General features: G+C 63.8%; 24 protein-coding genes and 1 other RNA gene. 1 reads left to right on the plus strand and 24 read right to left on the minus strand.

All coding sequences use genetic code 11. The annotated features are described in order from the left end of the window. Positions 1-39: 39 nt before the first annotated feature. The 17 genes from lpxC to mraZ all read right to left on the minus strand — a co-directional run bounded on the left by lpxC (position 40) and on the right by mraZ (position 20233). Positions 40-990, minus strand: coding sequence for a UDP-3-O-acyl-N-acetylglucosamine deacetylase (gene lpxC / locus FJ942_RS16395; RefSeq protein ID WP_140495231.1), 951 nt, complete (start codon positions 988-990; stop codon positions 40-42). A gap of 282 nt (positions 991-1272) precedes the next feature. Next, positions 1273-2955: a cell division protein FtsZ gene (ftsZ, locus tag FJ942_RS16400; protein ID WP_140495229.1), complete on the minus strand. Its 1683-nt coding sequence runs from the start codon at positions 2953-2955 to the stop codon at positions 1273-1275. Between the two features lie 66 nt (positions 2956-3021). Then, entirely contained in the window at positions 3022-4329 is a 1308-nt protein-coding gene (gene ftsA, locus FJ942_RS16405) for a cell division protein FtsA (protein WP_140516589.1), read from the minus strand. Continuing rightward, positions 4326-5267, minus strand: coding sequence for a cell division protein FtsQ/DivIB (locus FJ942_RS16410; RefSeq protein ID WP_140685485.1), 942 nt, complete (start codon positions 5265-5267; stop codon positions 4326-4328). Before FJ942_RS16410 ends, ftsA begins: the two co-directional genes overlap by 4 nt. Continuing rightward, positions 5255-6181 (minus strand): D-alanine--D-alanine ligase, encoded by a 927-nt coding sequence (locus tag FJ942_RS16415; protein WP_140495223.1) that lies wholly within the window; start codon positions 6179-6181, stop codon positions 5255-5257. The genes FJ942_RS16410 and FJ942_RS16415 overlap by 13 nt, the downstream gene beginning before the upstream one ends. A gap of 301 nt (positions 6182-6482) precedes the next feature. Then, the gene (murB, locus tag FJ942_RS16420) at positions 6483-7448 is read right to left on the minus strand and encodes a UDP-N-acetylmuramate dehydrogenase (RefSeq protein ID WP_140495221.1); all 966 of its coding nucleotides are present in this window, start codon (positions 7446-7448) and stop codon (positions 6483-6485) included. Beyond that, entirely contained in the window at positions 7445-8845 is a 1401-nt protein-coding gene (gene murC / locus FJ942_RS16425; RefSeq protein WP_140495219.1) for a UDP-N-acetylmuramate--L-alanine ligase, read from the minus strand. Before murC ends, murB begins: the two co-directional genes overlap by 4 nt. Beyond that, the gene (gene murG, locus FJ942_RS16430) at positions 8842-9969 is read right to left on the minus strand and encodes an undecaprenyldiphospho-muramoylpentapeptide beta-N-acetylglucosaminyltransferase (protein ID WP_140898231.1); all 1128 of its coding nucleotides are present in this window, start codon (positions 9967-9969) and stop codon (positions 8842-8844) included. Before murG ends, murC begins: the two co-directional genes overlap by 4 nt. A 1-nt stretch (position 9970) precedes the next feature. Next, positions 9971-11122, minus strand: coding sequence for a putative lipid II flippase FtsW (ftsW, locus tag FJ942_RS16435; RefSeq protein WP_140516599.1), 1152 nt, complete (start codon positions 11120-11122; stop codon positions 9971-9973). Continuing rightward, positions 11122-12522, minus strand: coding sequence for a UDP-N-acetylmuramoyl-L-alanine--D-glutamate ligase (gene murD, locus FJ942_RS16440; protein ID WP_140898233.1), 1401 nt, complete (start codon positions 12520-12522; stop codon positions 11122-11124). The genes ftsW and murD overlap by 1 nt, the downstream gene beginning before the upstream one ends. A gap of 9 nt (positions 12523-12531) precedes the next feature. Beyond that, on the minus strand, positions 12532-13614 hold the full coding sequence (mraY, locus tag FJ942_RS16445) for a phospho-N-acetylmuramoyl-pentapeptide-transferase (RefSeq protein ID WP_140495211.1): 1083 nt from the start codon (positions 13612-13614) through the stop codon (positions 12532-12534). Between the two features lie 24 nt (positions 13615-13638). After that, positions 13639-15120 carry a UDP-N-acetylmuramoylalanyl-D-glutamyl-2,6-diaminopimelate--D-alanyl-D-alanine ligase gene (locus FJ942_RS16450; protein ID WP_140898235.1) on the minus strand — a complete coding sequence of 494 codons (1482 nt, stop codon included), beginning with the start codon at positions 15118-15120 and terminating at the stop codon, positions 13639-13641. After that, positions 15117-16571, minus strand: coding sequence for a UDP-N-acetylmuramoyl-L-alanyl-D-glutamate--2,6-diaminopimelate ligase (locus FJ942_RS16455; protein ID WP_140898237.1), 1455 nt, complete (start codon positions 16569-16571; stop codon positions 15117-15119). Before FJ942_RS16455 ends, FJ942_RS16450 begins: the two co-directional genes overlap by 4 nt. Before the next feature lie 54 nt (positions 16572-16625). Beyond that, positions 16626-18335, minus strand: a complete 1710-nt coding sequence (locus tag FJ942_RS16460; RefSeq protein WP_140495205.1) for a penicillin-binding protein 2 — start codon at positions 18333-18335, stop codon at positions 16626-16628. Next, complete coding sequence (locus tag FJ942_RS16465; RefSeq protein ID WP_140495202.1) at positions 18332-18727, minus strand: hypothetical protein; 396 nt, start codon at positions 18725-18727, stop codon at positions 18332-18334. Before FJ942_RS16465 ends, FJ942_RS16460 begins: the two co-directional genes overlap by 4 nt. Before the next feature lie 4 nt (positions 18728-18731). Beyond that, positions 18732-19778: a 16S rRNA (cytosine(1402)-N(4))-methyltransferase RsmH gene (gene rsmH, locus FJ942_RS16470; protein WP_140898239.1), complete on the minus strand. Its 1047-nt coding sequence runs from the start codon at positions 19776-19778 to the stop codon at positions 18732-18734. Beyond that, the gene (mraZ, locus tag FJ942_RS16475; protein ID WP_140495198.1) at positions 19775-20233 is read right to left on the minus strand and encodes a division/cell wall cluster transcriptional repressor MraZ; all 459 of its coding nucleotides are present in this window, start codon (positions 20231-20233) and stop codon (positions 19775-19777) included. The genes rsmH and mraZ overlap by 4 nt, the downstream gene beginning before the upstream one ends. Positions 20234-20641: 408 nt before the next feature. Between mraZ and FJ942_RS16480 the strand changes: the two genes are divergently transcribed. Beyond that, positions 20642-21757: a cystathionine gamma-lyase gene (locus tag FJ942_RS16480; protein WP_140623125.1), complete on the plus strand. Its 1116-nt coding sequence runs from the start codon at positions 20642-20644 to the stop codon at positions 21755-21757. A gap of 8 nt (positions 21758-21765) precedes the next feature. Here the strand turns inward: FJ942_RS16480 and FJ942_RS16485 are convergent, their stop codons facing one another. From FJ942_RS16485 to FJ942_RS16515, 7 genes are all read right to left on the minus strand, one after another. Continuing rightward, on the minus strand, positions 21766-22068 hold the full coding sequence (locus FJ942_RS16485) for a type II toxin-antitoxin system RelE/ParE family toxin (protein WP_140675397.1): 303 nt from the start codon (positions 22066-22068) through the stop codon (positions 21766-21768). Then, positions 22065-22340 carry a type II toxin-antitoxin system ParD family antitoxin gene (locus FJ942_RS16490; RefSeq protein ID WP_140516612.1) on the minus strand — a complete coding sequence of 92 codons (276 nt, stop codon included), beginning with the start codon at positions 22338-22340 and terminating at the stop codon, positions 22065-22067. Before FJ942_RS16490 ends, FJ942_RS16485 begins: the two co-directional genes overlap by 4 nt. A gap of 178 nt (positions 22341-22518) precedes the next feature. Further along, an RNA gene (rnpB, locus tag FJ942_RS16495) (RNase P RNA component class A) lies at positions 22519-22928 on the minus strand. Between the two features lie 65 nt (positions 22929-22993). Further along, entirely contained in the window at positions 22994-23710 is a 717-nt protein-coding gene (locus tag FJ942_RS16500; RefSeq protein ID WP_140898241.1) for a transglycosylase SLT domain-containing protein, read from the minus strand. Between the two features lie 211 nt (positions 23711-23921). Further along, positions 23922-24677: an N-acetylmuramoyl-L-alanine amidase gene (locus FJ942_RS16505; protein ID WP_140672400.1), complete on the minus strand. Its 756-nt coding sequence runs from the start codon at positions 24675-24677 to the stop codon at positions 23922-23924. Next, entirely contained in the window at positions 24674-25393 is a 720-nt protein-coding gene (locus FJ942_RS16510; RefSeq protein WP_140648697.1) for a DnaJ family molecular chaperone, read from the minus strand. The genes FJ942_RS16505 and FJ942_RS16510 overlap by 4 nt, the downstream gene beginning before the upstream one ends. 152 nt (positions 25394-25545) lie before the next feature. Further along, positions 25546-25755, minus strand: coding sequence for a hypothetical protein (locus tag FJ942_RS16515; RefSeq protein ID WP_140495184.1), 210 nt, complete (start codon positions 25753-25755; stop codon positions 25546-25548). Positions 25756-25932 lie beyond the last annotated feature (177 nt).

The raw sequence follows: 25932 nt of genomic DNA on the forward strand, positions 1-25932 counted from the left end.
ACCAGCGAGCTGCGATGGTGTCCGGAAAGTGGCGGCGACTCAGATCATCCAGGGCGCATAGAGAGGCGCGTTGACGGCGCTCATCTCGGCCGCACGGCCGCGCTCGCGGCGGGTCGTTTCGACGATCTCGAACGCGGTACGGTCCGACAGCACGCGCCGCAAGGCGGCCGCATTCAGCCTATGGCCGCCACGATAGGAGCGGAAGCAGCCGATGAAGCGGGCCCCGGCCAGTGCCAGATCGCCCATGGCGTCCAGCGTCTTATGGCGTACGAACTCGTTGGGGTAGCGCAAGCCGCCCATGTTGATGACGCGGTTGTCGTCACCGATGACCAGCGAATTCTCAAGCGAGGATCCCAGCGCATAGCCGGCGGCCCACAGCCGCTCGACGTCCTTCATGAAGCCGAAGGTGCGGGCGCGCGCGATGTCGCGGCGGAAAATGTCCGCATTGATGTCGGACGCGAACAGCTGCCGGCCGATCGCCGGGCTTTCGAAATCGATCTCGACCTCGAAGCGAGTGCCGTCATAGGGCCTGAACTCAGCCCAGGAGGCGCCGTTCTCGATGCGGACCGGCTTGACGATCCGGATGTAGCGCCGCTTGACCGACAGCGTTTCGATGCCGGCCTGGTCTATGGCCTCGACGAACGCCATGGCGCTGCCGTCGAGGATAGGGACCTCATGGCCGTCGATCTCGATGATGACATTGTCGATGCCGAGCCCGAACAGCGCCGCCATGATGTGCTCGACCGTGGCGATGTGCTCGCCAGAGGGATCACCGAGCATGGTGCACAGGTCGGTTGCGCCGATCTCGGAAAACAGGGCGCGGAACTCGCGACCTTGCCCGTTCTCACTAAAAAGCTGGAAAACGATGCCGGTGTCGGCATCCGCCGGGAGAAAGCTGATGGAAACTTCCTTGCCGCTGTGAACGCCGGTGCCCGTAAGCGACGCGCGCGTCTTCACTGTCGTCTGATAGTCGTGCAAGACAATCCCCATAAGCCCGAAATGCCTAGGTCCGCTTCTCCAGCCCGAGGGCGCGGCTCTCTTGTAAAAATCGGCAGGCCAGGTCACTTCCCCCGAAATCCCGGCAAACCGACGACGGTAGGCAATGAAGATAATGTCCCGTCAGGGATAGTCCAAATCACGGTTTCTTACTCTTTGTAACCGCAACCGACATATGGATAGCCTCTTAAGTGCTTGAATTTGCATTATTTTAAACGTTAACAGGCAAGCAATTCCTTGCTTGCCTGTTAACAATTGTTACAGCCCGTTAACCGCTCAGTTGGCCTGGCGACGCAGGAACGCCGGAATTTCCAGCTGGTCGTCCTCCTGAGTCGCCCTGGCCTGCGGCGTCAGGCGGCCTTGGTCGTCGAGCTGGCCGCGACGAGGCGCGTAGAGCTGCGCGTCCTGGCTTGCCAGACGGCGCACTTCCGGTGCGGCCTGACGCAGCTTGGGCTCGCGCGGCTGCGCCGGCTGCAGGCGTGCAGGCTCTTCCTCGCGGCGCGTCAGGCCGTTGGTCAGACGCTTCAAGAGCCCCATCGGTCCGCTGTTCTCATGGTCGGCCGGGCGGCTCTTGGCGTCGACCTCGGCCTTCACGACAGGCGGAAAGTCCTCGACGCGCGGCATGCGCTGGGGAGCCATCGCGACCGGCTGCTGGACTTCGCGCAGGATCTCGCGCGGCTGAGGCGCCGGCTGCATCTGCTGGACCACGGGCTGCACCATCGGTTGCGGCTGCGCCGGCGGAGCCTGGAAGATCTTGCTCTGCGGACGGAAATCATCCGCATGGGCAATTGGCGCCGGACGGGCTTGTGCCATCGCCGCGGCGTTTGCTTCGGCCAGTTGGATCGCTTCCGCGACCGGATCGGCGGCGCGCGGCTCGAACGCAGCCTGCTGGACCGGCGCGGGGCGGCTTTCCGCCGCGGCAACGGCCGGGCGGGCGGCCGGCTTCTGCGGCGCGGTGCGGATCGAGATCGGCGCGGCGGCGATTTCGGCCGCCGACTTGTCGATGCCGGTGGCCACAACCGAGACGCGGATGACGCCTTCGAGCTCCTCGTCGAAAGTGGCGCCCAGGATGATGTTGGCGTCCTGGTCGACCTCCTCGCGGATGCGGGTCGCCGCTTCGTCGACTTCGAACAGCGTCAGGTCGCGGCCGCCGGTGATCGAGATCAGCAGGCCCTTGGCGCCCTTCATCGAGGTCTCGTCGAGCAGCGGGTTGGCGATCGCGGCTTCCGCGGCCGCCATCGCGCGGCCCTCGCCCGATGCCTCGCCGGTGCCCATCATCGCCTTACCCATCTCGCGCATCACCGAACGAACGTCGGCGAAGTCGAGATTGATCAGGCCTTCCTTGACCATCAGGTCGGTGATGCAGGCTACACCCGAATAGAGAACCTGGTCAGCCATGGCGAACGCGTCGGCGAAGGTGGTCTTGTCATTGGCCAGCCGGAACAGGTTCTGGTTAGGGATGACGATCAGCGTGTCGACGCATTTCTGCAGCTCCTCGATGCCGAAATCCGCCGTCTTCATGCGGCGCTGGCCTTCGAAATGGAACGGCTTGGTGACGACGCCGACAGTGAGGATGCCCTTCTCGCGGGCGGCGCGCGCCACGACCGGCGCCGCTCCCGTGCCCGTGCCGCCGCCCATGCCCGCGGTGACGAAGCACATATGGGTGTTGGACAGGTGATCGATGATCTCGTCGATGCATTCTTCCGCTGCCGCGCGGCCCACTTCAGGCTGGGATCCGGCGCCCAGCCCCTCGGTGACATGCGCGCCGAGCTGGATCAGCCGGTCGGCTTTCGACATGGTCAGCGCCTGCGCGTCGGTGTTGGCGACAACGAACTCGACGCCGCGCAGACCGGCGGTGATCATGTTGTTGACGGCGTTGCCGCCGCCGCCGCCGACGCCGAACACGGTGATGCGTGGCTTAAGCTCGGTGATGTCCGGCTTTTGCAGATTGATGGTCATTGTCTCCGTCCTTTGCCTTTCCTGCCGCTTCGCCGCCGCGGCCACTTATGGGGCTGTCCCCGTCAATTAGAAACTGTCTCTCAACCACTGACTCATGCGATGCAGTTTTCCGCCCGTTCCGGTCATCCTGAGACCGGAAATTCCTTTCGCCGGATGGCTCTCGAAGCTCGCCATCTGCGGATAGATCAACAAGCCGACGGCCGCCGAGAAGGCCGGCCCCTTCGCCGCTTCGGGCAGGCCCGCCACGCCGAGCGGGCGGCCGATGCGCACATTGCGCCCCAGGATGCGGCGCGCCGCTTCCGGCAGGCCGGCAAGCTGGCTGGCGCCGCCGGTCAGCACCACGCGCTTGCCCACCGCATTGCCGTAGCCGGACTTGTTCAGCCGGTCGCGCAAAAGCTCGAGCGTCTCGTCGATGCGGGCACGCACGATGCGCGTCATGACGGAGCGCGGAATCTGGAGCGGCACTTCGCCCTCGTCGCCGATCGGCTGGATCGAGACCAGGTCGCGGTCATCGGCGCTGCCGGGCAACGCCGAACCGTGCATCACCTTCAGCCGTTCGGCGGCATCGAGCGAGGTGGACAGTCCCTTGGCCATGTCCAGCGTGACGTGGTTGCCGCCGATGGCGATGGCGTCGCCATGGACGAACTTGCCTTCCGAAAACACCGAGATCGTCGTCGTGCCGCCGCCCATATCGATGCAGGCGGCGCCCAGTTCCAGCTCGTCGTCGACCAATGCCGCCAGCCCGCTGGCATAGGGCGTCGCCACCATGCGCTCGACCGAAAGATGCGAGCGGTTGATGGAGAGCTCCAGGTTGCGCATCGGAGCGGCGTCGCCGGTCAGCACATGCATGTCGACGCCAAGCGTGTCGCCGACCATGCCGCGCGGATCGCGCACGCCGCGCTCAGCGTCGAGCGAGAAGCCGACGGGGAGCGAATGGACCACCTCGCGCTCGGTCTTCAGCGCCTGCTTGGCGCCGGCACCGAGCACCCGCTTGATGTCGGCCTCGTCGGCCTCATGGCCGCCGAGATTGATGGTTGCCGAGAAGGCTTCGCTCTTCAGCCGGCCGGCGGTCATGTTCACGATCAGCGAATCGACCGTCAGCCCGGCCATGCGCTCGGCGGCGTCGACGGAGAGACGAATGGCATGTTCGGCACGATCGAGATCGATGACGACGCCCGATTTGACGCCCTGCGACTTCTGATGGCCGATGCCGATCACCTGGATGCGGTGCGAGCGTCCGCGCAGCAGCTTGCCGTCATCGCACGGCTTCAGCTTCGCCACCATGCAGCAGACCTTGCTCGAACCGACATCCAGCACCGTCAAGGTGCCGGAGCGGCGCGACGAGGCATCGCCTGAACCGCCAAGCCAGCTCATATCTTCGTCTCCGGCTTGCGCTTCAGCGTTTTCGGCTTCTCGTTGAGCGCGGCTTCGCGCTGAGTCGCCGCCTCCGGCGTCAGCTGCACGACCAGCCGGTCCGACAGCCGCATATCGACGGCCGCGATATCGCGCGACAACAGCCCCTTGTCATGGTCCATGCCGACGAGTTCGGCGAGTGCCTGATCCTCGCCATCCTCGGGGAGCTTGACGGTGATGCCATTGTCCAGCTTCAGGTCCCAGCGCCGATCGCCGACACGGACATAGCCCCTGATGCGGGTCGCGAGATCCGGGTATTTTTCGATCTTCGCCAGGAATTCCGGCGCCTTGGCCGGCGCGCCGGCTCCGATCAGCAATGGCAGCAGCACCTGCTTGCCACCCGAGAACGGCGCGATAACGGCACCGTCTTTTTCGATGACGGAGAGATCACTGCCCTGCTGCCAAAGCGCGAACGCCTGGCGCTCCTCGACGCGCACCTCCAACGTGTGCGGATAGACCTTGCGCACCGCGGCGACCTCGATCCAGGGCAAGGTGGCGATGCGTTCCCGCGCCGCCTCGGCATCGAAGCCGATCAGCGACGTCCAGCCATCGAGCTCGAGCCTGTCGAGAATATCGATCTCGGACGTCTGGCGATTGCCGACCACCTTGACCTGGTCGACGGCAAAGCCGGTCCGGGCAGTGATGCTCTGGACGATGCCGTCGGCATGACCGCCGAGATAGGCGCCATAGGCGCCGCTCGAAGCAATGAGCACTGCCGACATGATCGCGGCGGAGAAGCGCGGCGCCTGGAATTCGCCCTCGCCCAGACGCGCCAGGATACGCACCGGGCGGCGAAGCACGCGCGGCAGCACGAAATGGTCGAACGACAATGGCAGGCTGAACAGCGCCGGCCCGGCCGCGCCCTTCCCCTTGCCCTGCCCCCACTTCAACGCAGACACGAAGCGTCCTCCACCATCCAACTCAACAGATCGCCGAACGAATGCCCTGCCTGGGCGGCGATTTCAGGCACCAGAGACGTCGGCGTCATGCCCGGCTGAGTATTGACCTCGAGCCATACAACCTCGCCATTTTCGGAGTGACGATCGTCATAACGGAAGTCCGACCGGGAAACGCCCCGACAGCCGACAGCTTGGTGAGCCTTGAGCGCCAGTGTCTGTATTTTTTGGTAAATATTCGGTGAAACTTTTGCGGGGCATTCGTGTTTTGATCCGCCCGCGACATATTTTGAATCGTAATCATAGAACGAATGGCCCGTCGGGATGATTTCGCAGACGCCAAGCGCCACGTCGCCCATGACGGCACAGGTCAGCTCGCGCCCATGGATGTAGCGCTCGACCATGACGGTATCGCCATATTTCCACTCGGACGAGCCGATGACCTGCGGCGGATGCGACTGCCCCTCATGCACGATCACGACGCCGAAGCTCGACCCCTCATTGACCGGCTTCACCACATAAGGCGGCTTCATCGGATGGTTGTTCTGAATGGCGAAGCGATTGGCGACCTTCGATTCGGCGACGGGGACACCGGCCAATTTCACGACTTTCTTCGACTGCTCCTTGTTCATCGCAAGCGCCGAGGCGAGCACGCCGGAATGGGTGTAGGGAATGCCGAGATATTCGAGAATGCCCTGAATGGTGCCGTCCTCGCCAAAAGGACCATGCAGCGCATTGAAGGCGACATCGGGCCTGAGATCGGCAAGCACGGAGCCGACGTCGCGCCCGACATCGACGCGCGTGACTTGATAGCCTTCCGTCTCAAGCACATCGGCACAGGCCTTCCCCGAAGACAGGGACACGGGCCGCTCGGACGAGAAACCACCCAGCAGGACGGCCACATGCTTGTTTTTCATTCCCCGTCATCCCCTCTCACGGCGGATCAAAAACCAAGATTTCCGCAACATTGAGTCCGAGTCTCCCGGCAGGTTGCCCCCCAGACGGAAAACGCGGGAAACGCGTCGAACGACTCAAATCAGGAAACGCTTTGGAGCAGAGAATCAGAGAGTTGATTCACTGGCAAGTGCTTATGATTCCGGGAGATTCACTTTCTGAGAAAATGGATGCGAAAACCGCGCTGTTGAGTCTTTGGAGCAACGGTCGCGCGGTCGTTCCGGACCGGTTGAAGTTCATGCGTCACATGAACTTCAACCGCGGCTAGAGCAGCTGTCCAAGAAACTCCTGCACGGCGTGTCCGGGGCGGAAGTCCCCGATGCGCTTGATCTCCCAGTGCAGCCGGATGCCGGAATGTTCGAGCACCCGCGTGCGCACCGTTTCGCCGAGATATTCGAGTTCGTAGCCGGTCGCTGTCCCGGTGTTGATCATGAAATTGCAGTGCATGGGCGACATCTGCGCGCCGCCGATCAGCAGGCCGCGGCACCCGGCCTTGTCGATCTCTTTCCAGGCTGAGGTGCCTTCAGGATTCTTGAAGGTCGAGCCACCGGTCTTCTCGCGGATCGGCTGCACCGTCTCGCGATGGTTCTGCACCGCGTCCATCGCCGCCTTGATCACTGCCTTGTCCTCAGCAAAGCCCTCGAAAATCGCCGAGGTGAAGATCAGCCCGGACGGTGCCGACGAGTGCCGGTAGGCATAGCCCATATCGGCATTGCTCAGCGTCTGGACGTTGCCTTTGCGGTCGAGCGCACGCACCTCGACGACGCGCTCGCGCGTCTCGACGCCATTGGCGCCGGCGTTCATCCTCAGCGCCCCGCCGATGGCGCCCGGTATGCCGTGGTAGAAATGGAAGCCGCCGATGCCGGCTTCCAGCGCCACCGCGGCGATGCGCTTGTCGGGCGTGGCCGCGCCAGCCTTGATCGATGTCGGCGAAACAATTTCGGTTTCACCGAACCCCTTGGCCGACAGCCTTATGACGAAACCCGGAATACCCCCATCGCGCACAAGCAAGTTCGAGCCGACGCCGACTATGGTCAGCGGTATCTCTTCGGGAACCGCTTTCAGGAAAGCAGCGAGATCCGCCTCGTCCGCTGGCTGAAAGAGCGCCTCGGCCAGTCCTCCGGCGCGGAACCAGGTGATCTTGTCCATCTCGGCATTCGGCGTGATGCGGCCGCGCAGGCCGGCAAGCCGGCCGCCAAGTCTGTCGATCAGCGCCTGGCCCTGCATCATGAGACGGCCAGCTCCTTGGGCAGCGCATAGGCCCATTGCGTGATGTTGCCGGCGCCGAGGAAGACGACGAAGTCGCCGGGCCTGGCCAGATCACGGACAACAGGCGCTATTGCTTCCGGACCCTCGATGTAGCGCGCGTCGCGATGGCCCCCGGCGCGGATGCGCGACACCAGCGCATCCGAGGTCACGCCTTCGATCGGCTCCTCGCCGGCGGCGTAGACCGGCGCCACCATCACCGTGTCGGCGTCGTTGAAGCAGGCGGAGAACTCATTGAACAGATCATGCAGCCGGGTAAAACGGTGCGGCTGGGCAATGGCGATGACGCGGCCCTTGGTGGCGCTGCGCGCGGCTTTCAGCACCGCAGCGATCTCGACCGGATGGTGGCCGTAATCGTCGAACACTTCGACGCCATTCCAGGAGCCGGTTTGGGTGAAGCGACGCTTGACGCCGGCGAAGGACGACAGGCCTTTCTTGATCGCCTCGGCCGACAGACCGAGCTCATGCGCCACCGCGATCGCCGCCGTCGCATTGGAAACGTTGTGGCGGCCGGGCATCGGCAGGCGCAGATCCGATATCGTCGTCTGGCCGCGTCCCTTGCGGTCGCGGATCACCACGTCGAATTCCGAGGTCGCGCCGGCCATGCGATGGTTGGTGAAGCGCACGTCGGCCTGCGCGTTCTCGCCATAGGTGATGACGCGGCGATCCTCGATTCGGCCGACCAGCGCCTGCACCTCCGGGTGGTCGGTGCACATGACGCCGAAGCCGTAGAACGGCACGTTCTCGACGAACTGGCGGAAGGCTTCGCGCACCTTCTCGAAACTGCCGTAGTGATCGAGATGTTCGGGATCGATATTGGTGACGACGGCGATATCGGCCGGCAGCTTGAGGAAGGTCCCGTCGCTCTCGTCGGCTTCGACCACCATCCACTCGCCGTCCCCCATGCGCGCATTGGTGCCATAGGCGTTGATGATGCCGCCATTGATGACGGTCGGGTCGAGCCCGCCGGCTTCGAGCAGCGTCGCTACCATCGAGGTCGTCGTCGTCTTGCCGTGCGTGCCGCCGATCGCCACTGCCTGGCGGAAGCGCATCAGTTCGGCCAGCATTTCGGCGCGGCGCACGATCGGCAGCAATTTCTCCCGTGCCGCCTTCAGTTCGGGGTTGGATTTCTTGATAGCCGTCGAGACAACCACCACTTCGGCATCGCCGAGGTTTTCTTCCCTGTGGCCGACAAAGCATTCGATCCCCTTGTCGCGCAGCCGCTGCACATTGGCGCTGTCGGCCTGGTCGGATCCCTGCACCTTGTAGCCGAGATTGTGCAGCACTTCGGCGATGCCACTCATGCCGATGCCGCCAATGCCGATGAAATGCACGAGGCCTATGGTCTGCGGCATCTTCATGCGTGCGTTCCCTTCTTAAAATCCGAAACGGTTTTGCGGGACGCAATAGCCTCTGTGAGATCGGCGAGCAACCGTGCGGCGTCCGGTTTGCCGACCGACTTCGCCGCCGCAGCCATTGCCGTGAGCCGTTCGGGCTCGGCCATCAGGGCGCCGATCAGCGCCGCGATGCGCTCGGGCGAAAGTGAGGATTGCGGTTCCACTTCGCCACCGCCGGCGGCCGCAAGAGCGGCTGCGTTCGCGGCCTGGTCGTGATCGAGCGCATAGGGATAGGGCACCAGCAGCGCCGGCCGCCCGATGACCGCGATTTCCGAGACGGTCGACGCGCCGGAGCGCGACATCACCAACTGTGCGGCCGCTATACGCGCCGCCATGTCGCTGAAGAAGGGCGAGACCTCGACACCGACGCCAAGCGCTGCATAGGCCGCCTTCACCCGCCCGACATCATCGGCCCGAGCCTGCTGCGTGATCACCAGCCGCTTGCGGAGTGCGTCGGGGAGCAAGGCGACGGCCGCCGGCACCGCATCGGAGAAGAACTGCGCGCCCTGGCTGCCGCCGAACACCAGCAGGCGGAAGGGATCATCTCCGGCCGAGGCGACGTAGGCGGTCTTTGCGGCTTCGAGCACCTGTGGGCGAACCGGATTGCCTGTCGTCACCGTCTTGGCGCCGACGGCGCTTTCGTCTTGGGGCAGGAAGCCACCGGCAATCGCATCGACGCGGCTGGCCAGCGCCCGGTTGGCGCGTCCCATCACCGCGTTCTGCTCGTGGATCAGCGTCGGCACCTTGCGCCGCGTCGCGGCGTAGAGCGGCGGCAAGGTCGGATAGCCGCCAAAGCCGACCACGGTGTCGGGCTTGATCCTGCCGATGATGGCGGACGCCTGGCGCACGCCGCGCCAGATTTTCCAGAAAGCGCCAAGCAGGGCAACAGGATTTTTCGAGCCCAGCGTCGCGGACTGGATCGGGTGGATGGCGGCGGCCGGGAAGTGGCCGGCAAAGCGCTCAGCACGGTTGTCGGTCGCCAGATGCACCGTCCAGCCACGCGCGTTCAACTCATGCGCCAGCGCCTCGGCCGGAAACAGATGTCCGCCGGTTCCGCCCGCCGAGAGAAGGATAACGCCTCTGGCCATGTCACTCCGCCGGCATGGCGCGCTGTGGCAAGGCAAAGCCCACCTGCTTGCGCTTTTCCGGTCGCTTGCGCGTCAGCGCCAGCACCATTCCCATCGAGATGGCGATGGCAATCTGCGAAGAGCCGCCATAGGAGATGAACGGCAGCGTCATGCCCTTGGCCGGCACCAGCTGCAGGTTGACGCACATGTTGATGACTGCCTGCAGGCCGAACACGGTGACGAGGCCGCCGACCGCATAGCGGGTGAAATCGTCATGCTCCTTCAGCGCCGTGTTGAGGCCGCGCAGCACGATGAAGGCGAAGATGGACATGATGAAGAAACACATGATCAATCCGAATTCCTCGCCCGCGACCGAAAAGACGAAATCGGCATGGCTGTCGGGGATGACCCGCTTGACGGTGCCCTCGCCCGGCCCGACGCCGAACCAGCCGCCATTGATCAATGCGTCGCGGCCCATATCGACCTGGAACGTGTCGCCTTCGCCAGTGAGGAACTTGTCGATACGCAGGGCGACGTGCGGAAATACCGTATAGGCGGCAAAGACGCCGCCGACGCCGGCCGCTCCGAGCACGACGATCCACAGCCATGGCAGCCCCGCCATGAAGAACATGATGCCCCAGGTGCCGGTCGTCAGCATGGTCTGGCCGAGGTCCGGCTGCGCCACCAGCAGCGATACGACCAGTACCAAGAGCAACATGGCGAAGAGATTGCCCGGAATGTCGGGCTGGCGCTTGTGTTCGGCGAACAGCCAGGCGCACATGATGACAAAGGCGGGTTTCAAAAACTCCGAGGGCTGGATCGACAGGCCGGCAAGCGACACCCAGCGCCGCGCGCCTTTCACCTCGACGCCGATGTAGAGCACCGCCACCATCAGCACCAGCATCAGGCACAGCATGATCAGCGCCATGCGCCGGATTTCTCTGGAATCGAGGAAGGACACCGCCAGCATCACGCCGAGCGCCGGCACGGTGAAGATGATCTGCCTGGTCGCGAAATGGAAACTGTCGAGGCCGATGCGTTCGGCGACCGCGGGACTTGCGGCGAAGGACAAAACTATGCCCAGCCCCATCAGCGACAGGAACGCCGCCAGGAACCAGCGATCGATGGTCCACCACCAGGTCGCAACCGGGCTTTTGTCGAGACGGCTCTGCATTATCGTGCCCCTCCGATGGGTTTGACGCCCTCGATAGCATTCGCAGCTTGCCTGAAGGCTTCGCCGCGGACCTCGAAATTCTTGAACTGGTCGAAACTGGCGCAGGCCGGCGACAACAGCACCACCGCCTCGCCGCCATCGTCCCTGGCCGCATCATGCGCCGCATGCTCGACCGCCGCTGCAAGCGTGCCCGATATCTCATACGGCACCGCCTCGCCCAGCGTCGCCGAAAAGGCCGGCGCTGCCTCGCCGATCAGATAGGCCTTGGCGATACGCGGGAAGAAGCCGCGCAGCGGCTCGATGCCGCCTTCCTTGGGCAGGCCGCCGGCGATCCAGTAGATGCGTGAAAAGCTCGACAGCGCGGGTGCCGCCGCATCGGCGTTGGTCGCCTTGGAATCGTTGACGAACAGCACGTGGTCCTTGCGGCCGACCTGCTCCATGCGATGCGCCAGGCCCGGAAAGCTTTCCAGTCCGGACTGGATCTCGCCGAGGTCGAGCCCGACCTTGAGGCAGGCGGCCACCGCGGCAAGCGCGTTTTGCGCATTGTGCTGCCCGCGCAGCGAGCCGATGCCTTCGAGGAAGGCGACCCGGCTGTAGCGGCCATGCACCGCTTCCATCAAATTGGTGCCATCGGCGAAATAGCCGTCGGTCAGCGGCAGCCGCTTCGAAATGCGGATGACGTGCCGCCCCGCCCGCTCCAGCCGTTCGGCAATCTGCGCACACCAGGAATCGTCGATGCCGACGATCGCGGTCTCGCTGCCGGCAACCAGCCGCTCCTTGATCGAAGCGTAATGCTGCATGGTGCCGTGACGGTCGAGGTGATCCGGCGTCAAATTGAGCAGGACGCCGGCCGTCGGATTGATCGATGGTGCGAGGTCGATCTGGTAGGACGAGCATTCGACGACATAGTGCCGGTCGGGTTGCGGCGGATCGAGTGTCATCACGGCGCGGCCGATATTGCCGCCCATCTGCGTATCGCGGCCGGAAGCCTTCAATATATGCGCCGTCAGCGCCGTGGTCGTCGACTTGCCGTTGGTGCCGGTGATGGCGATGAATGGGGCGGCTGGCGCGCCGAGCGTCCGCTCGCGGCAGAAAAGCTCGACGTCGCCGATGATCTCGACACCCGAACCGCGCGCCAGTTCCACCGTCCAGTGCGGCTTGGGATGCGTCAGCGGCACGCCGGGCGACAGCACGAAAGCTGAGAAACCGGCCCAGTTGGCGCCACGCAGGTCGGCGGTTGCAATACCCGCTTCGGCCGCCTTGGCGACACTGTCGGGATTGTCGTCCCAGGCCAGAACCTCAGCCCCGCCCTCGATCAGCGCGTGCGCGGTCGCGATCCCCGAGCCGCCGAGCCCGAAGAGCGAAACACGCTTGCCTGCGAAGGATGCGGCGGAAATCACGGGGCGCGCCTATCTGAGCTTGAGGGTGGAAAGGCCGACCAGCGCCAGGATGACGGCGATGATCCAGAAGCGGATCACCACCTGGCTTTCGGTCCAGCCGAGCTTTTCGAAGTGGTGATGGATCGGCGCCATTAGGAACACACGCTTGCCGGTCATCTTGAAGTAGCCGACCTGGATGATGACGGACAGGATCTCGACCACGAACAGCCCGCCGACGATGACCAGCACGATCTCGTGCTTGGTGGCGACCGCGACGGTGCCGATCAGCCCGCCCATGGCCAGCGAGCCGGTGTCGCCCATGAAGATCGCCGCCGGCGGCGCGTTGAACCAGAGGAAGCCGAGGCCGGCGCCGATGACAGCACCAAGCACAACAGCCAGTTCGCCGGTGCCGGGCACGAAATGGATCTGCAGATATTCGGCGAACACCGCATTGCCGGAGAGATAGGCGATGACGCCGAAGGACGCCGCCGCGATCATGATCGGCACGATCGCCAGGCCATCCAGACCGTCGGTGAGATTCACCGCATTGCCCGCTCCCACGATGACGAAGCAGGAGAACGGAACGAAGAACCAGCCGAGATTGATCAGGAATTCCTTGGCGAAGGGGAATGTCAGCGACGAGGAGAACGGCGCCTGGCCGTTATGCATGATCGCCCAGGCGGCAATGCCGGCGATGACGAATTCGAGTGCCAGCCGTGCTTTGCCGGAAAAGCCGAGATGCGACTGTTTCGTCACCTTCAGATAGTCGTCGTAGAAGCCGATCGAGCCGAAGCCCAGCGTCACCAGCAACACCACCCAGACATAGATGCTCGACAGGTTCGCCCATAGCAACGATGAGCCGATGATGCCGGACAGGATCATCAGGCCGCCCATGGTCGGCGTGCCGGCCTTCTTGAAATGGGTCTGCGGCCCGTCGGCGCGGATCGGCTGACCCTTGCCCTGGCGCAACCTGAGCGAATTGATGATGGTCGGCCCGAAGATGAAGACGATCAGCGCCGAGGTGATCAGCGCCCCGCCGGTACGGAAGGTGATGTAGCGGAAGACATTGAAGACCGAGATCTTGTCCGCGAAATCGACGAGCAGTGTGAACATGCGCTTTTCGTCCCCGACTTGACCCTAGGTCTGTTTGCCGATTGTCGTTTCAGCCGGGAACTTGCCCAGCAACGCATCGACCAGCTTTGCAAAGCCGATGCCCTTTGACGATTTGATCATCACCACGTCGCCTGGCCTCAGTGCGGCAAGCAGCACCGGCTTCAATTCCTCGACGCCGGCGCGGTATTCCGTCCTGATCTCGTCCGGCAGCGCCTCCGCCAGCGCCCGCATTTCCGGACCGCCGAGAAAGACGGTCTGCGTGCCGGTGCCGACGATGAGACCGGCAAGTGCCGCATGCAGCTTGGCCGAATGCTCGCCGAGTTCCAGCATATCGCCGAGCACGGCGATGCGCCGGCCTTCGCCTGTCACCGGCGTCGCGTTGAGCAGCGCCATGGCGGCCGCCATCGAGGCGGGGTTGGCGTTGTAGCTTTCGTCGATCAGCGTGATCGGTCCACCGGGGTGGCTTGAAGTCGGGCCACCGGGATGGCTCGAAGTCGAGCCACCGGGATGACGCAGCACATAGCGTTTGCCGCGGCCGCGCTCGGCCGAGAGATCGGCCAGCGCTAGGGCAACCTTGTCGAGATCGGCACCGACCAGACGGGCCGCGCCGAGGACCGCCAGAATGTTCTGCACCATGTGGCGGCCGGGCGCGCCGATGCGAGCCGTCACCTCGTGACCGCCGATCCTGGCGGCAATGTCGGAATGATCGGCATGGACTTCGCATTTGACCAGTCTGAAGGTTGAGCGCGCGTTCTCGCCGAACCCATAGACATGCTCGACGCCGGCGGCGTGCGCCATCTTGTCGAGAAGCTTGAAACGCGCGTCGTCGCGGTTGAGGATCGCCGCGCCGCCAGGTTCCAGCCCTTCGAAAATCTCGGCCTTCGCCTTGGCGATCTCGTCCAGATTTCGGAAGAAGCCGAGATGCGCGGCCGCGATCATGGTGACGATGGCGACATGCGGCCTTACCATCTTGACCAGCGGCCTGATCTCGTCGGGATGGTTCATGCCGATCTCGAACACGGCATAGTCGCAATCGGCCGGCATGCGCGCCAAGGTGAGCGGCACGCCCCAATGGTTGTTGAACGACTGCGCCGAGGCATGCACCTTGCCGACCGCCGACAGCACGTGGCGCAGCGCTTCCTTGGTGGTCGTCTTGCCCGCCGAACCGGTCACCGCGATGATCTTGGCCTGGGAACGGTCCCGCGATGCGACACCGAGCTTTTCCAGTGCCACCAGCACGTCCTCGACGACGATCATCGGCGCCGTCAGCCGGCCAAGCGACGGCAGCTTGCCTTCGGCCACGACCAGCACCCCGGCTCCGGCCTTGATGGCGGCGGTCGCGAAATCATGGCCGTCCATCGCCTCGCCCTTGATGGCGAAGAAAGCGTCGCCCGGCTGAAGGCTGCGGCTGTCGATCGAAATGCCCGATATGCCGTCCGGCATCGGCCCGATCGGTCGCCCGTCCATGGCGGCGACCAGCGTCTCGGATGTCCACAGCAAATTCATGCGGCACGCTCCAGCAGCGCGGCACGGACTTCTTCGTGGTCGGAGAAATGCAGGGTCTCGGTGCCGATCGTCTGGCCTTCCTCATGACCCTTGCCGGCCACGATCAGCGTGTCCCCGGCATGCAACATGGCGACGGCCTCGTGGATCGCCGCGCGCCGGTCACCGATCTCGATCGCGCCGGGAGCGGCGACAAGGATCGCGGCCCGGATCGTCTCCGGCACTTCCGAGCGCGGATTATCGTCGGTGACGATGACGACGTCGGCGAGCCGCGTCGCGATCTCGCCCATGATCGGCCGCTTGCCGCGATCGCGGTCGCCGCCGCAGCCGAACACGACGATGACCCGGCCGGTGGTGAACGGGCGCACCGAGGCAAGCACGTTTTCCAGCGCGTCCGGCTTATGCGCATAATCGACATAGACCGGCGCGCCGTTTGCAGTCGTCCCGACAAGGTCGAGTCGGCCGGGTGCGCCCTTGAGTTTTTCCAACGCCTTCAAGGCCTTGGCGACTGGCGTTCCCGTGGAGATGGCAAGCCCGGCCGAAACCAGCGCGTTGGCTATCTGGAAATCGCCGGCCAGCGGCAGGTCGATCTCGTAGAGCATCCCGTCGGCCTCGACCTCGGCACGCTGGCGGTGGCGCTCATGCTCGACCCGCTTCAGCGTCAGGAAATCGCCGTGGCGGCCGACCGTCAGCACGTCGAGCCTTGCGGCCTTCGCCGCCTGGATGGTTGGCGCCGACCACGGATCGTCGGCGAAGATCACGGCCGGCGCGCCCTTCGGCAGCAGCGCATCAAACAGACGCAGCTTGGCCCGATGATAGTCCTCGACCGTCGGATGGTAGTCCATGTGGTCGCGGCCGAGATTGGTGAAGCCGCCGGCGGCCAGCCTGACGCCGTCGAGACGGCGCTGGTCGAGACCATGGCTGGAGGCCTCCATGGAGGCATGGGTGACGCCGGCGTCCGCCAGTTCAAGCAACAGCTGATGCAAGGCGACGGGATCTGGCGTCGTCAGCGAGCCATAATCGTTGCGGCCCGGCGCCACCACGCCGGTGGTGCCGATCGAGGCCGCGGCAAAGCCGGCCTGCTCCCAGATCTGCCTGACGAAAGCGGCGACCGAGGTCTTGCCGCTGGTGCCGGTGACGGCCACCATCGTCTGCGGCTGTTTGCCGAAATAACGGGCCGCGCTCAGGGCCAGCGCCAGGCGCGGGTCATCGACGGCCAACACTGGAACCGGCAGTCCCCCAAGGGCGCTGTCCTTGCCCGCGACGATGGCGGCAGCCCCTCGTGCGGCGGCGTCCGCGGCATAGGCGGCGCCATCCGCCTTGCTTCCAGCGAGCGCGAAAAAGACGACGCCGGGTTTTACCTGGCGGGAATCCGAAGAGATGCCGGTAACCTCCAGATCGGCGGAAGCTGTTCCTTCGACTGGCAGGATACCGGTTAGATTTTTGAGCTTCATCGAGTTCCGTTCACCGCAACAAAATAGCGCGCAGTTGCCGGCGCGCCCTAAGAATCATTGATAGGAAACCAGCGTTGCACCATTTTCATGGCTGAAATCTGGCTTCACGCCAAGCATGGCCGCGGAACGCCTGATGATATTGCCGGCCATGACCCCGGCATTCGCGGCCGCGACATCCGTCATGCCCGGCTTTTCCGGGTGCGGAGCATCGGCAATCGTAAACACGAGATATTGCGGATCGTCCATCGGGAATGCGGCGACGAACGTATTGAAATTCAACTCCTTCGAGTAGCGGCCATTGATGACCTTCTCGGCTGTTCCGGTCTTGCCGCCAACGCGGTAGCCGGGGACCCTGGCATTTCTGGCCGAGCCCTTCTCGGCGTTGAGCATGTAGAGATAACGCATGCCCTCGACCGTTTTGTCGGCTACCACTTTCTTGGCCGCCGCCATCGCGTCCTGCTGGCTGCGGACCAGGAATGTCGGCTCCATCAGATATCCGCCATTGATCAGCGCCGCGCAGCCGACAGCCGCCTGCAACGGCGTCGTCGACACGCCATGACCGAAGGCGATGGTGAACGAGTTGACCTGTTTCCAGACCTTCGGCTCAGTCGGACGGGCAACTTCCGGCAGTTCGGTCTGCATCTTGTCCAAGATGCCAAGACGATGCAGGAATTCGCGGTGCGCCTCGATGCCGACCAGTTCGGCCTCCCTGGCCGATCCGATGTTGGATGAATAGAGGAACACCTCCGGCAACGACAGCACGCGGTTCTTGCCGTGGAAATCGTGAATGGCCTGATGGCCGACCCGGATTGGATGCGAAGCGTCGAAGCGGCTCGCCATCGTCGCCTTGCCGGAATCGAGCGCCATGGCCGATGTGAAGCTCTTGAAGGTCGAGCCCATCTCATAGAGCCCCGCCGACATCCGGTTCAGCCGGTCCTTGTCTTGTGCATTGTAGGGATTGTTCGGATCAAAATCCGGCACCGAGGCCATGGCCACCACTTCGCCGGTCTTGACGTTGAGCACGACGGCGCCCGCGCCCATGGCGCGATAGCGCTCCAGGCCGGCGGCAATCTCGTCGCGCACCACATGCTGGACGCGCAGATCGATCGAGAGCTTCACCGGCTTGAGATCCTTCGCCACCGCCAGGCCCGACGCCTGCAGATCGCTCAGGCCCTGCTCGTCGATATATTTCTCCATGCCGGAGATGCCTTGATTGTCGATATTGGTCAGGCCGACAATGTAGGACGAGGTTTCACCACTGGGGTAGAAACGGCGCTTCTCGGTGCGGAAGCCGAAACCGGGAATGCCGAGCTGCATGATGTCGGCCTGCTGCTTGGGCGTCAGCTGCCGCTGCAGCCAGACGAAGCCGGCGCCGCTCTTCAGCTTATGGTAGGTCTGCTCGTAATCGATCTCCGGCAGCACCGTCGACAGCTTTTCGATCGCCTCGTCGGCGTCGACGATGCGGCGCGGCTCTGCAAACAGCGATGCCGTCTTGATGTCCGTCGCCAGCACCTCGCCGTTGCGGTCGACAATGTCGGGTCGCGAGGCCGTCACCCGGCTCTGCGGGCCGCCCGACATGTCGGGGGTCTGGAAGCCGAGATAGACAAGCCGCCCGGAAATGATCGAGAAGATACCGAAGAACACCGCCATCGTCATGACGATGCGCGCCTTGCCCTTGCCTCCGGTCGCCTTGCGGGCGCCATCGACCACGATTGAACCGTCTTCGCTGGCCCTGGGGCGACGTTTCAGCAGTTTGCCGATCATTGGGCGATGCCTCCGGTCACGATGGGATCCTTGCCGTCCGAGGGTGTGTTGCCGGAATTGTCTGCCATGCCGCCTTGGCGCCCGTTCAGGATGTCCTGGATGTCGAGGGTTTTGGCTGGCAGGTCGCCGAGGCCGACGATCTGGTGCGCGCTGACCGGCTCCAGTTCAAGCTGCGACTTGTAGAGCTCGGCGAGCTTCTGTAGCCGCGATGGCTGGGTGAGCAGGCTCCAGTCGGCCTTGAGCAGGTCGATCGTGTCCTCCTCGTAGCGTATCTCAGCATGGATCTTCTGCACTGCAGCCAATTGGTCCTCGGCCTCGCGCTTGGTTTTGTAGGTCAGGGCCGCCGCCGAGACCATGACGGCGATGAGGACGATGTCGCTGGAACGAAACACGTGCTTACCTCTCCCCCGGCCGCTCGATGCCGGGAAGTTTTGGGCCGGGAAGTTTTGGGCCGGGAAGTTTTGGAAGGCCGAAAATCGAAAAATCGCCGGCACGCGCCGGCGCATCGGTGCGGATGGCGGCGCGCAGCCTTGCCGAGCGGGCGCGCGGGTTGGCCGCAGTCTCGGCCTCACCCGGCGTCACGCCGCCGCCGGACTTGCTGAAGGTGGCACTGCGTGCCCGTGCCTCCGGCATGTGGCGCGAGCCGCTCGCGGCGTCGGAGCGATCGGCAATGAAGCGCTTGACGATGCGGTCCTCCAGCGAATGGAATGTCACCACGGCAAGTCGTCCGCCCGGCTTCAGCGCCCGCTCGGCGGCGAACAGCGCCTTGGCCAACTCACCGAGCTCGTCATTGACGAAGATGCGCAGCGCCTGAAAGACGCGGGTGGCGGGATGGATCTTGTCCTTCGGCGCCCGGCCGATATGCGTCTCGATGGCGTCGGCAAGCTCCAGCGTGCGCTCGAACGGACGCTTTTCGCGACGCGCTTCGATCATGCGCGCGATGCGCCCGGCGTGGCGCTCCTCCCCGAGGAAGCCGAAGATGCGGGCAAGATCGCCCGGCTTGAAGTTGTTGACGACATCTGCGGCGCTGAGGCCCGCCTGCGCCATGCGCATGTCGAGAGGCCCATCGACGCGGAACGAAAACCCGCGCTCCGCCTGGTCGAGCTGCATCGAGGAAACGCCGATGTCGAGCACGACGCCGTCGGCACTTTCGACATGCTGGTCCAGCATCGAGAATGGCGCCTGCACCAATCGCAGGCGGCCGCCTGATTGGGCTTCGAGATTGCGACCAGCCGCTATGGCATCCGGATCGCGATCAATGGCAACCACGGACGCGCCGGCCGCCAGGATGGCCTTGGTGTAGCCGCCGGCGCCGAACGTGCCGTCGACGATGACGTCCCCTTCCGCTGGCGAGAGCGCCTGCAACACTTCGGCAAGGAGGACCGGAATGTGGCGGGCCGGTCCGCCAACGGCGTTGATATCATCGCCGTGGCCCACCGTCATTCCGGTCGCTCCCCAGGCTTCGTCCCCTGCCGAAGCTGCAAAAGCCGGGCCCGCGCCTGCGCTCCGTAGGCCGCAAGCCGTCCCGGCTCCCAGATCTGAAAGAAATTGCCGCGCCCGACAAAGGCTACTTCCGCCGAAAGGCCGGCATGTTCGCGGATGAAGTCGCTGATCGTGATGCGACCATCCTGGTCCAGCTTCAGGAATGTTCCGTCGCCATGGCAGAAGAACGACATGTCGTCCGCCGTCTGCTGGAACGGATCCTCGAGCGCGATGCGCTGCTCGTAGCGGTCGAGCAGGTCGGGCCCGCCGACATCCATGGCCGGCAGATCCAGGCAACGCAGCGCGTATAGATCCGAATAGCCGCGTTTCTGAACGACGGCGCGAAAATGCGCAGGAACGGACACCCGCCCCTTCGCATCGATCCTGCTCACCGTGTTCGACAGAAACCGGTCCATCACACGTCACGGCCGCTTGCGCCGCCGCACCCCTCTTCGTCGTGTTGCACGCGCCACCGCTACGCGTTCCCTGCCCTGAACCCGCCTCCGTGACAGGGGCGAAAACCGGCAAACGCGCAGCCGCCGCGGCTGCCCGATTGGCGTACGCTTCACTCTGACGCGGAACGAAGGCTTTGGTATCGATATGGGATATCATGGGGTGTTATGGGCGTCAACGGGAACAGGCTTCACAACATGCAGTCGCGACCGATGGAAGCGGCTTTGAAAACACGTCTCGTCTTTATGGATCATTAAGCCTAACGAAGCGTTTAGAGCCGCTTGGCCCAACCGGACGCGCCTTGTCGCGAGCTGTTGCCGGGCATAGCGTCTCACCACACGTCCAGGGTCACCAAGAGGGTTGGAATGTCGATGTCTGAAACAGCACGGTCGCGCGCCGCGGCTCTTGCCCACCTCCGTCGCAACGCACTTGCCGTCGGCGATTCCATCCCCCTGCCACTCACCATGGCTGCCATCTTTCACGCGCCTGGCGACGCCACCGGTTTCAACCAGTATGGCCGTTTCAGCAATCCGACCTGGGATGCGGTAGAACATATGCTGGCGCATCTGGAAGACGCGCCCTGCGTCGCCTTTCCTTCCGGAATGGCGGCGATTTCGGCGGCATTTTTCGCTGTCCTCAAGACCGGCGACCGCATTCTTCTGCCTTCGGATGGCTATCACACGACAAGGGCACTGGCCGAACGCTTCTTGAAACCACTCGGCATCGCCTACGATGTGAGGCCAACCTCGACCTTCCTCGATGGCGGTTTCGAAGGCTATCGTCTCGCTTTCGTAGAGACGCCCGCTAATCCGGGGCTGGACATATGCGATATCGCGGCGGTGGCCGCGGCCGCACACAAAGCGGGCGCACTGCTTGTCGTTGATAATACGACCATGACGCCTTTCGGCCAGCGCCCGCTCGACCATGGCGCGGATATTGTCATCGCCGCGGACACTAAGGCGCCCAACGGCCACTCCGACGTGCTGTTCGGCCATGTCGCGAGCCGCAACGCCGACATCATCGCCGCGGTGACGGATTGGCGCGAAACGTCCGGCGGCATTCCAGGGCCGTTCGAAGCGTGGCTTGTGCATCGTGGCCTCGAAACGCTCGACGTGCGCTTCGACCGCATGTGCTCCTCGGCGGAAGTGATCGCGCGGCGCCTGCAAGGTCACCCGGCGATCACGGGCCTGCGCTATCCCGGCCTGGAAGGCGATCCTTCGCACAATCTTGCCCGTGCCCAGATGGAACGCTTCGGCTTCCTTGTTTCCTTCGAACTCGCTTCGGAGCAGAAGGCCGAGGATTTCATCAACAACTGCGAATTGATGCAGGCCGCGACATCCTTCGGCGGCGTCCACACCTCCGCCGAGCGGCGTTCGAAACGAGGCGATGCGGTATCGCCCGGCTTCGTTCGCCTTTCTGTAGGCTGTGAGCCGGTGGAAGAGCTCTGGAAGGCGATAGAGGCGTCGCTGGACAGGATCGCCGGCTGACCGGACGATTACGAACCGAGGTCATTGGCTTCGACATTGCGATGGCCGTGCAGCACGCGAAGGATTTCGATCACATCGTCCCTAACTCGATACAGAGTGAGATAATTGCCGACCATTAGATGGCGAACACCCGGTGCGATATCGTCTCGTGGCGCGCCTGAGAAAGGATAGGTAGCCACTTGCTGCCACCGTGCCTCGATGCGGTCGAGCAGCCGGTCGGCTGCAGCCTCGTTGTCGCGCGCAATATGCAGCCAAATCGTGATCAGATCGTCTTCAGCGCGCGCGTTCCGGACGATAGAGAGCAAATTCATGCGGCGCCGTCAGATCGCAAGCGTCTCCGCGCTTCGGCCTTAATTTCCTCCATCGATTCAAATCGTCCCGGCCCGCTGTCGATCCCTTCCTGAACTAGCCTCCGCAACTCCTCGACCGTATAGCCGAAGAGGTCGCGCCGATCCTTCCATTGCCGGAGTGCATCGCGGATTACCTCGCTAGCCGAAGCGTATTCACCAGCGGCGACCACATCGTCGACCGCCGCCGCCAGTTCCGGCGAGAGGGTGATGCTGCGTTTATCGACCTGTCCCATGACCGCTCCTCGTCCACTTGCTGAAGCATGGTACGATTTAATCGTACCGAATTCAAGAAAGTCCCCTGCGGCCGTGGATGCAGATTGGCAGGCGACAAAAAAGCCGTTGAATCAACAGGCGCGCCCCAGGGCGCAACCTGCTGATCGCAAAGGCCTCTTTTCGATATCGCGGAGAAAAACTGCCAGCTGGCCTGTAAGCCGGGTTCTGTATGGCCCTCGCCCCTTGCGGCGCGAGAACGTGGCGGCCATTCATCTTGGGCGCATATTGCCATGCGCCTCACGCAACCTACCCGGACGGTGAGCCGGAAACAGCCCTCGAGGGTTTCCCCTCGCACCGCCCCTATTCGGTCTTGCTCCCGGTGGGGTTTACCGTGCCGCTCCTGTTGCCAGTCGCGCGGTGGGCTCTTACTCCACCCTTTCACCCTTGCCCCGACCCGGCAAAGCCAAGTCGTGGCGGTTTGCTTTCTGTGGCACTTTCCCTGGGGTCGCCCCCGCCGGCCATTAGCCGGCACCGTGTCTCCATGGAGCCCGGACTTTCCTCACCCGCGGCCTTTCGGCTTTTGCTGGTGCGGCCGCCCGGCCAGCTGGCCAGGCGTATAAAGGGGTTCACGCCACAAAACGCAACCAAAAAAGCCGGTTACGACCGGTTCTTGTCACGCCGGCGACCCGACAGCCGCCAGTTGCACCTTGACCTTGCTGCAATAGGCGGCCGAGACCGGGTTCATTCGGGTGGCGCCGTGGCCGGCATTGTATTTCAGGATCGTGCCGCACGTCGTGCCGCCGCCGAGATCCCGCGCCATGGCAAGATACTTCATGCCGTATTTGATGTTGGTGTCCGGATTGAAGAGCCCATTGGCCGAGCCGCTATAGCCCATCATCCGCGCCGTCGCCGGCTTGATCTGCATCAAGCCGATTTCGCCGGCGCCGCCGACGAGGTTCGGCCGATAGTTGCTCTCGATCTTGATCACGGCGTGAGCGAGCGACGCCGGCACGCCATAGCTTGCGGCGTAACGCGCCACGATGGCCGAATACTGATCGCCACTGGCCACCGCTGCCGTCGAGGCCACTGCGTCCTTGATCCCGATCGATGCCGTCGTCGTTTTATCAACGGCCTTGCGGCCTCGCCTGGTCTTCTGTTTTGTGCTCGGCTTCTTGGCCTTGGTCCAGCTCGCCTTCTCCACTTTCGCGGAAGACCGCTTCGCCGCCCTCACATCCTTGCTGCTTTTGGCCGAAATGGCCTTGCCCTTGGCGGTCGCTGCGACGAGCCCCTGATCGGCCCGTGGGCTCAGCGGCGCGGCGCTCGCCGCCCCGAAGGCAAAAGTCATTACGCCGGCAGCAAGAGCTGCCGTTACAACGGTCAATTTCTGCATGTGATCCTGTTCTGTCTGAACGCGCGAAGATTTCCGCGCGGCATTGCTTGATTAATGTCGGATCATCCGGGGGGTTAGACATCCGACAAGCTGTACGGATCGCCCTTTGAAGCCCGAATTGCGCGCAATGAAGGCGGGGCAAGTCACTTTAAGTGACAGTTTGTAACTTAATGTCGGAAAAGCATTACTTGGACGGCATCCTGACCCAGGGTCAAGTTGGGTGGGAAGCGAGCAGCCGTTGAAGCGTGCGCATCGTCGATCCGTCCGCCACTCCATCGATCCGGCGTGGCCGGAAATGACGCTGGAAAGCCTCGACCACGACCCGCGTCTGCTGGTCGAAAACACCCGTTATTTCGACTCCATAGCCGTAGAGCGCCAGCATCGATTGCAGCGCCTCGACATCGGCGCCAGCGTCGCCGGTCTTCAGCACGGCGCCGCGCCTGATCGGTGCCGCCGCCACCAAGTGGCCGACGCCGGCCTCGAACAGGGCCCGCCAGGGAAACTTCTCGCCCGGATCGATCTTGCGCCCCGGCGCCACGTCGGAGTGCGCCAGCACCCGCTGGGGGGCAATCGCATGCCGGTTGGCAATTCCGGCACACAAGCCGATCACCGCATCGATCTGTCGCTTGGGAAAACCGGGATAACCCAATGAATGCCCCGGGTTGACGATCTCGATGCCGACGGAACAGGAGTTGATGTCGGTGCGTCCGAACCACGAACTCTTCCCAGCATGCCAGGCGCGGTCGCTTTCCCGGACCATCTGCACGATATGGCCGTTCTCATGCACCAGATAGTGCGAGGAGACTTCGCTGGCCGGGTCGCACAGCCACGCCTCGGCCCCGGCGCCTGTCGGCATGCCGGTATAGTGCAGCACGATCATCTCGGGCTTCAGCGTCTCGCGCCGTGGCCCGAAATTCGGCGATACCCTGACCTCGGCGCTCGGCTCGTCGGGCAGGAAGCCGCTCATGCGTGCCGCAGGCCCCGCTCGATCATCTCGTAGGCGGTGTTGATCGCCGCGAGCCTCGTCGTCGCGATCTTGATGAATTCCTGCGGCAGGCCGCGCGCGATCAGCCGGTCGGGATGATTGTCGGAAACCAGCTTGCGGTAACGTTTCCTGACCTCCTCGAAAGGCTTGCCGCGCTCGATGCCGAGCACGACATAGGGGTCGGCCGCACCAAGGTTGACGTGCCTGGAGAGGATCGCCTCGTAATGCACCTCGTCTATGCGGAAGATTTCGGCGATGCGGTGCAGGAACTGGCCTTCACGCTCATGGATCAGTCCGTCGGCCTTGGCGATATGGAACAGGCCGTCGAGTATATCCTCCAGCATCATGCAGTTCGAATGGCCGGAGCCACAAAGCTGCGCCATGCGCTCGGCATAGGTCTCGAAGCCGGCAACGTCACGTTTGGCCAGATCATAGAGCCGCGCCACGTTGCGCGTCTCCTTTGGCGGCACCTCGAATATTTCCTGGAAGGCGCGTATCTCATCCTGGGTGACGACCCCGTCGGCCTTGGCCATCTTGGCCGAGAGCGCAATCATCGCCACCGAGAATGCGACGCGACGACGCAAATCCGCATCGCCGGAAAAAACGGTGCGCACGGCTTCGACCACGTCGGCAACGCCCGACGAGGCTGAAGACGAAATCCGCGTGATGAAGTCGCCGAGGCGGTCCCAAATCGACATGGCCGCTTCTTAGAGCCAACCGGTCCCCGCTATCAAGCCAATAACGGCCTGCATCATACCTCCGGCGGCAATCGATCTCGTATCGGAACCGCTACCCGCCTGGCGAAAGGCCGACAAGACGTCGGCCCTCACCAGAACACAGGTACTATGGACTACTGCGCGGGCGCAGGAGCGGGCGTTGCCGGAGCCGGCTCGGCAGGCTTGGTCGAATTATCCGCGGGCGCCGCAGGTTTCATTGGCTGCTCGGCCGGCGGATTGGTGCTCTGGGTGGTGGTGTTATCCGTCCCCGTGCCGCTGTCGCTGCATGCAGCGACGCCGAGCAGCGCAAGCGCGGACACCGACGCAAGAATGAGTTTTTTCATGATATCTCTCCTTCAACACACGCTCACGTTGCAGTGAACGGTCGAGAAGGAAATGCATCACTCAGCCATGGGTTTCGTAACGATGCGTTTCCGCATGTAACATCGCTCGCATCCTCCCCTTGCGCCTCCCCGGGGGTGAAACAGCTTTGCGCTCCCCTGTGCGGATCGCTGTCATCC

The organism is Mesorhizobium sp. B2-4-2 (genome assembly GCF_006442845.1).
Classification (GTDB): domain Bacteria; phylum Pseudomonadota; class Alphaproteobacteria; order Rhizobiales; family Rhizobiaceae; genus Mesorhizobium.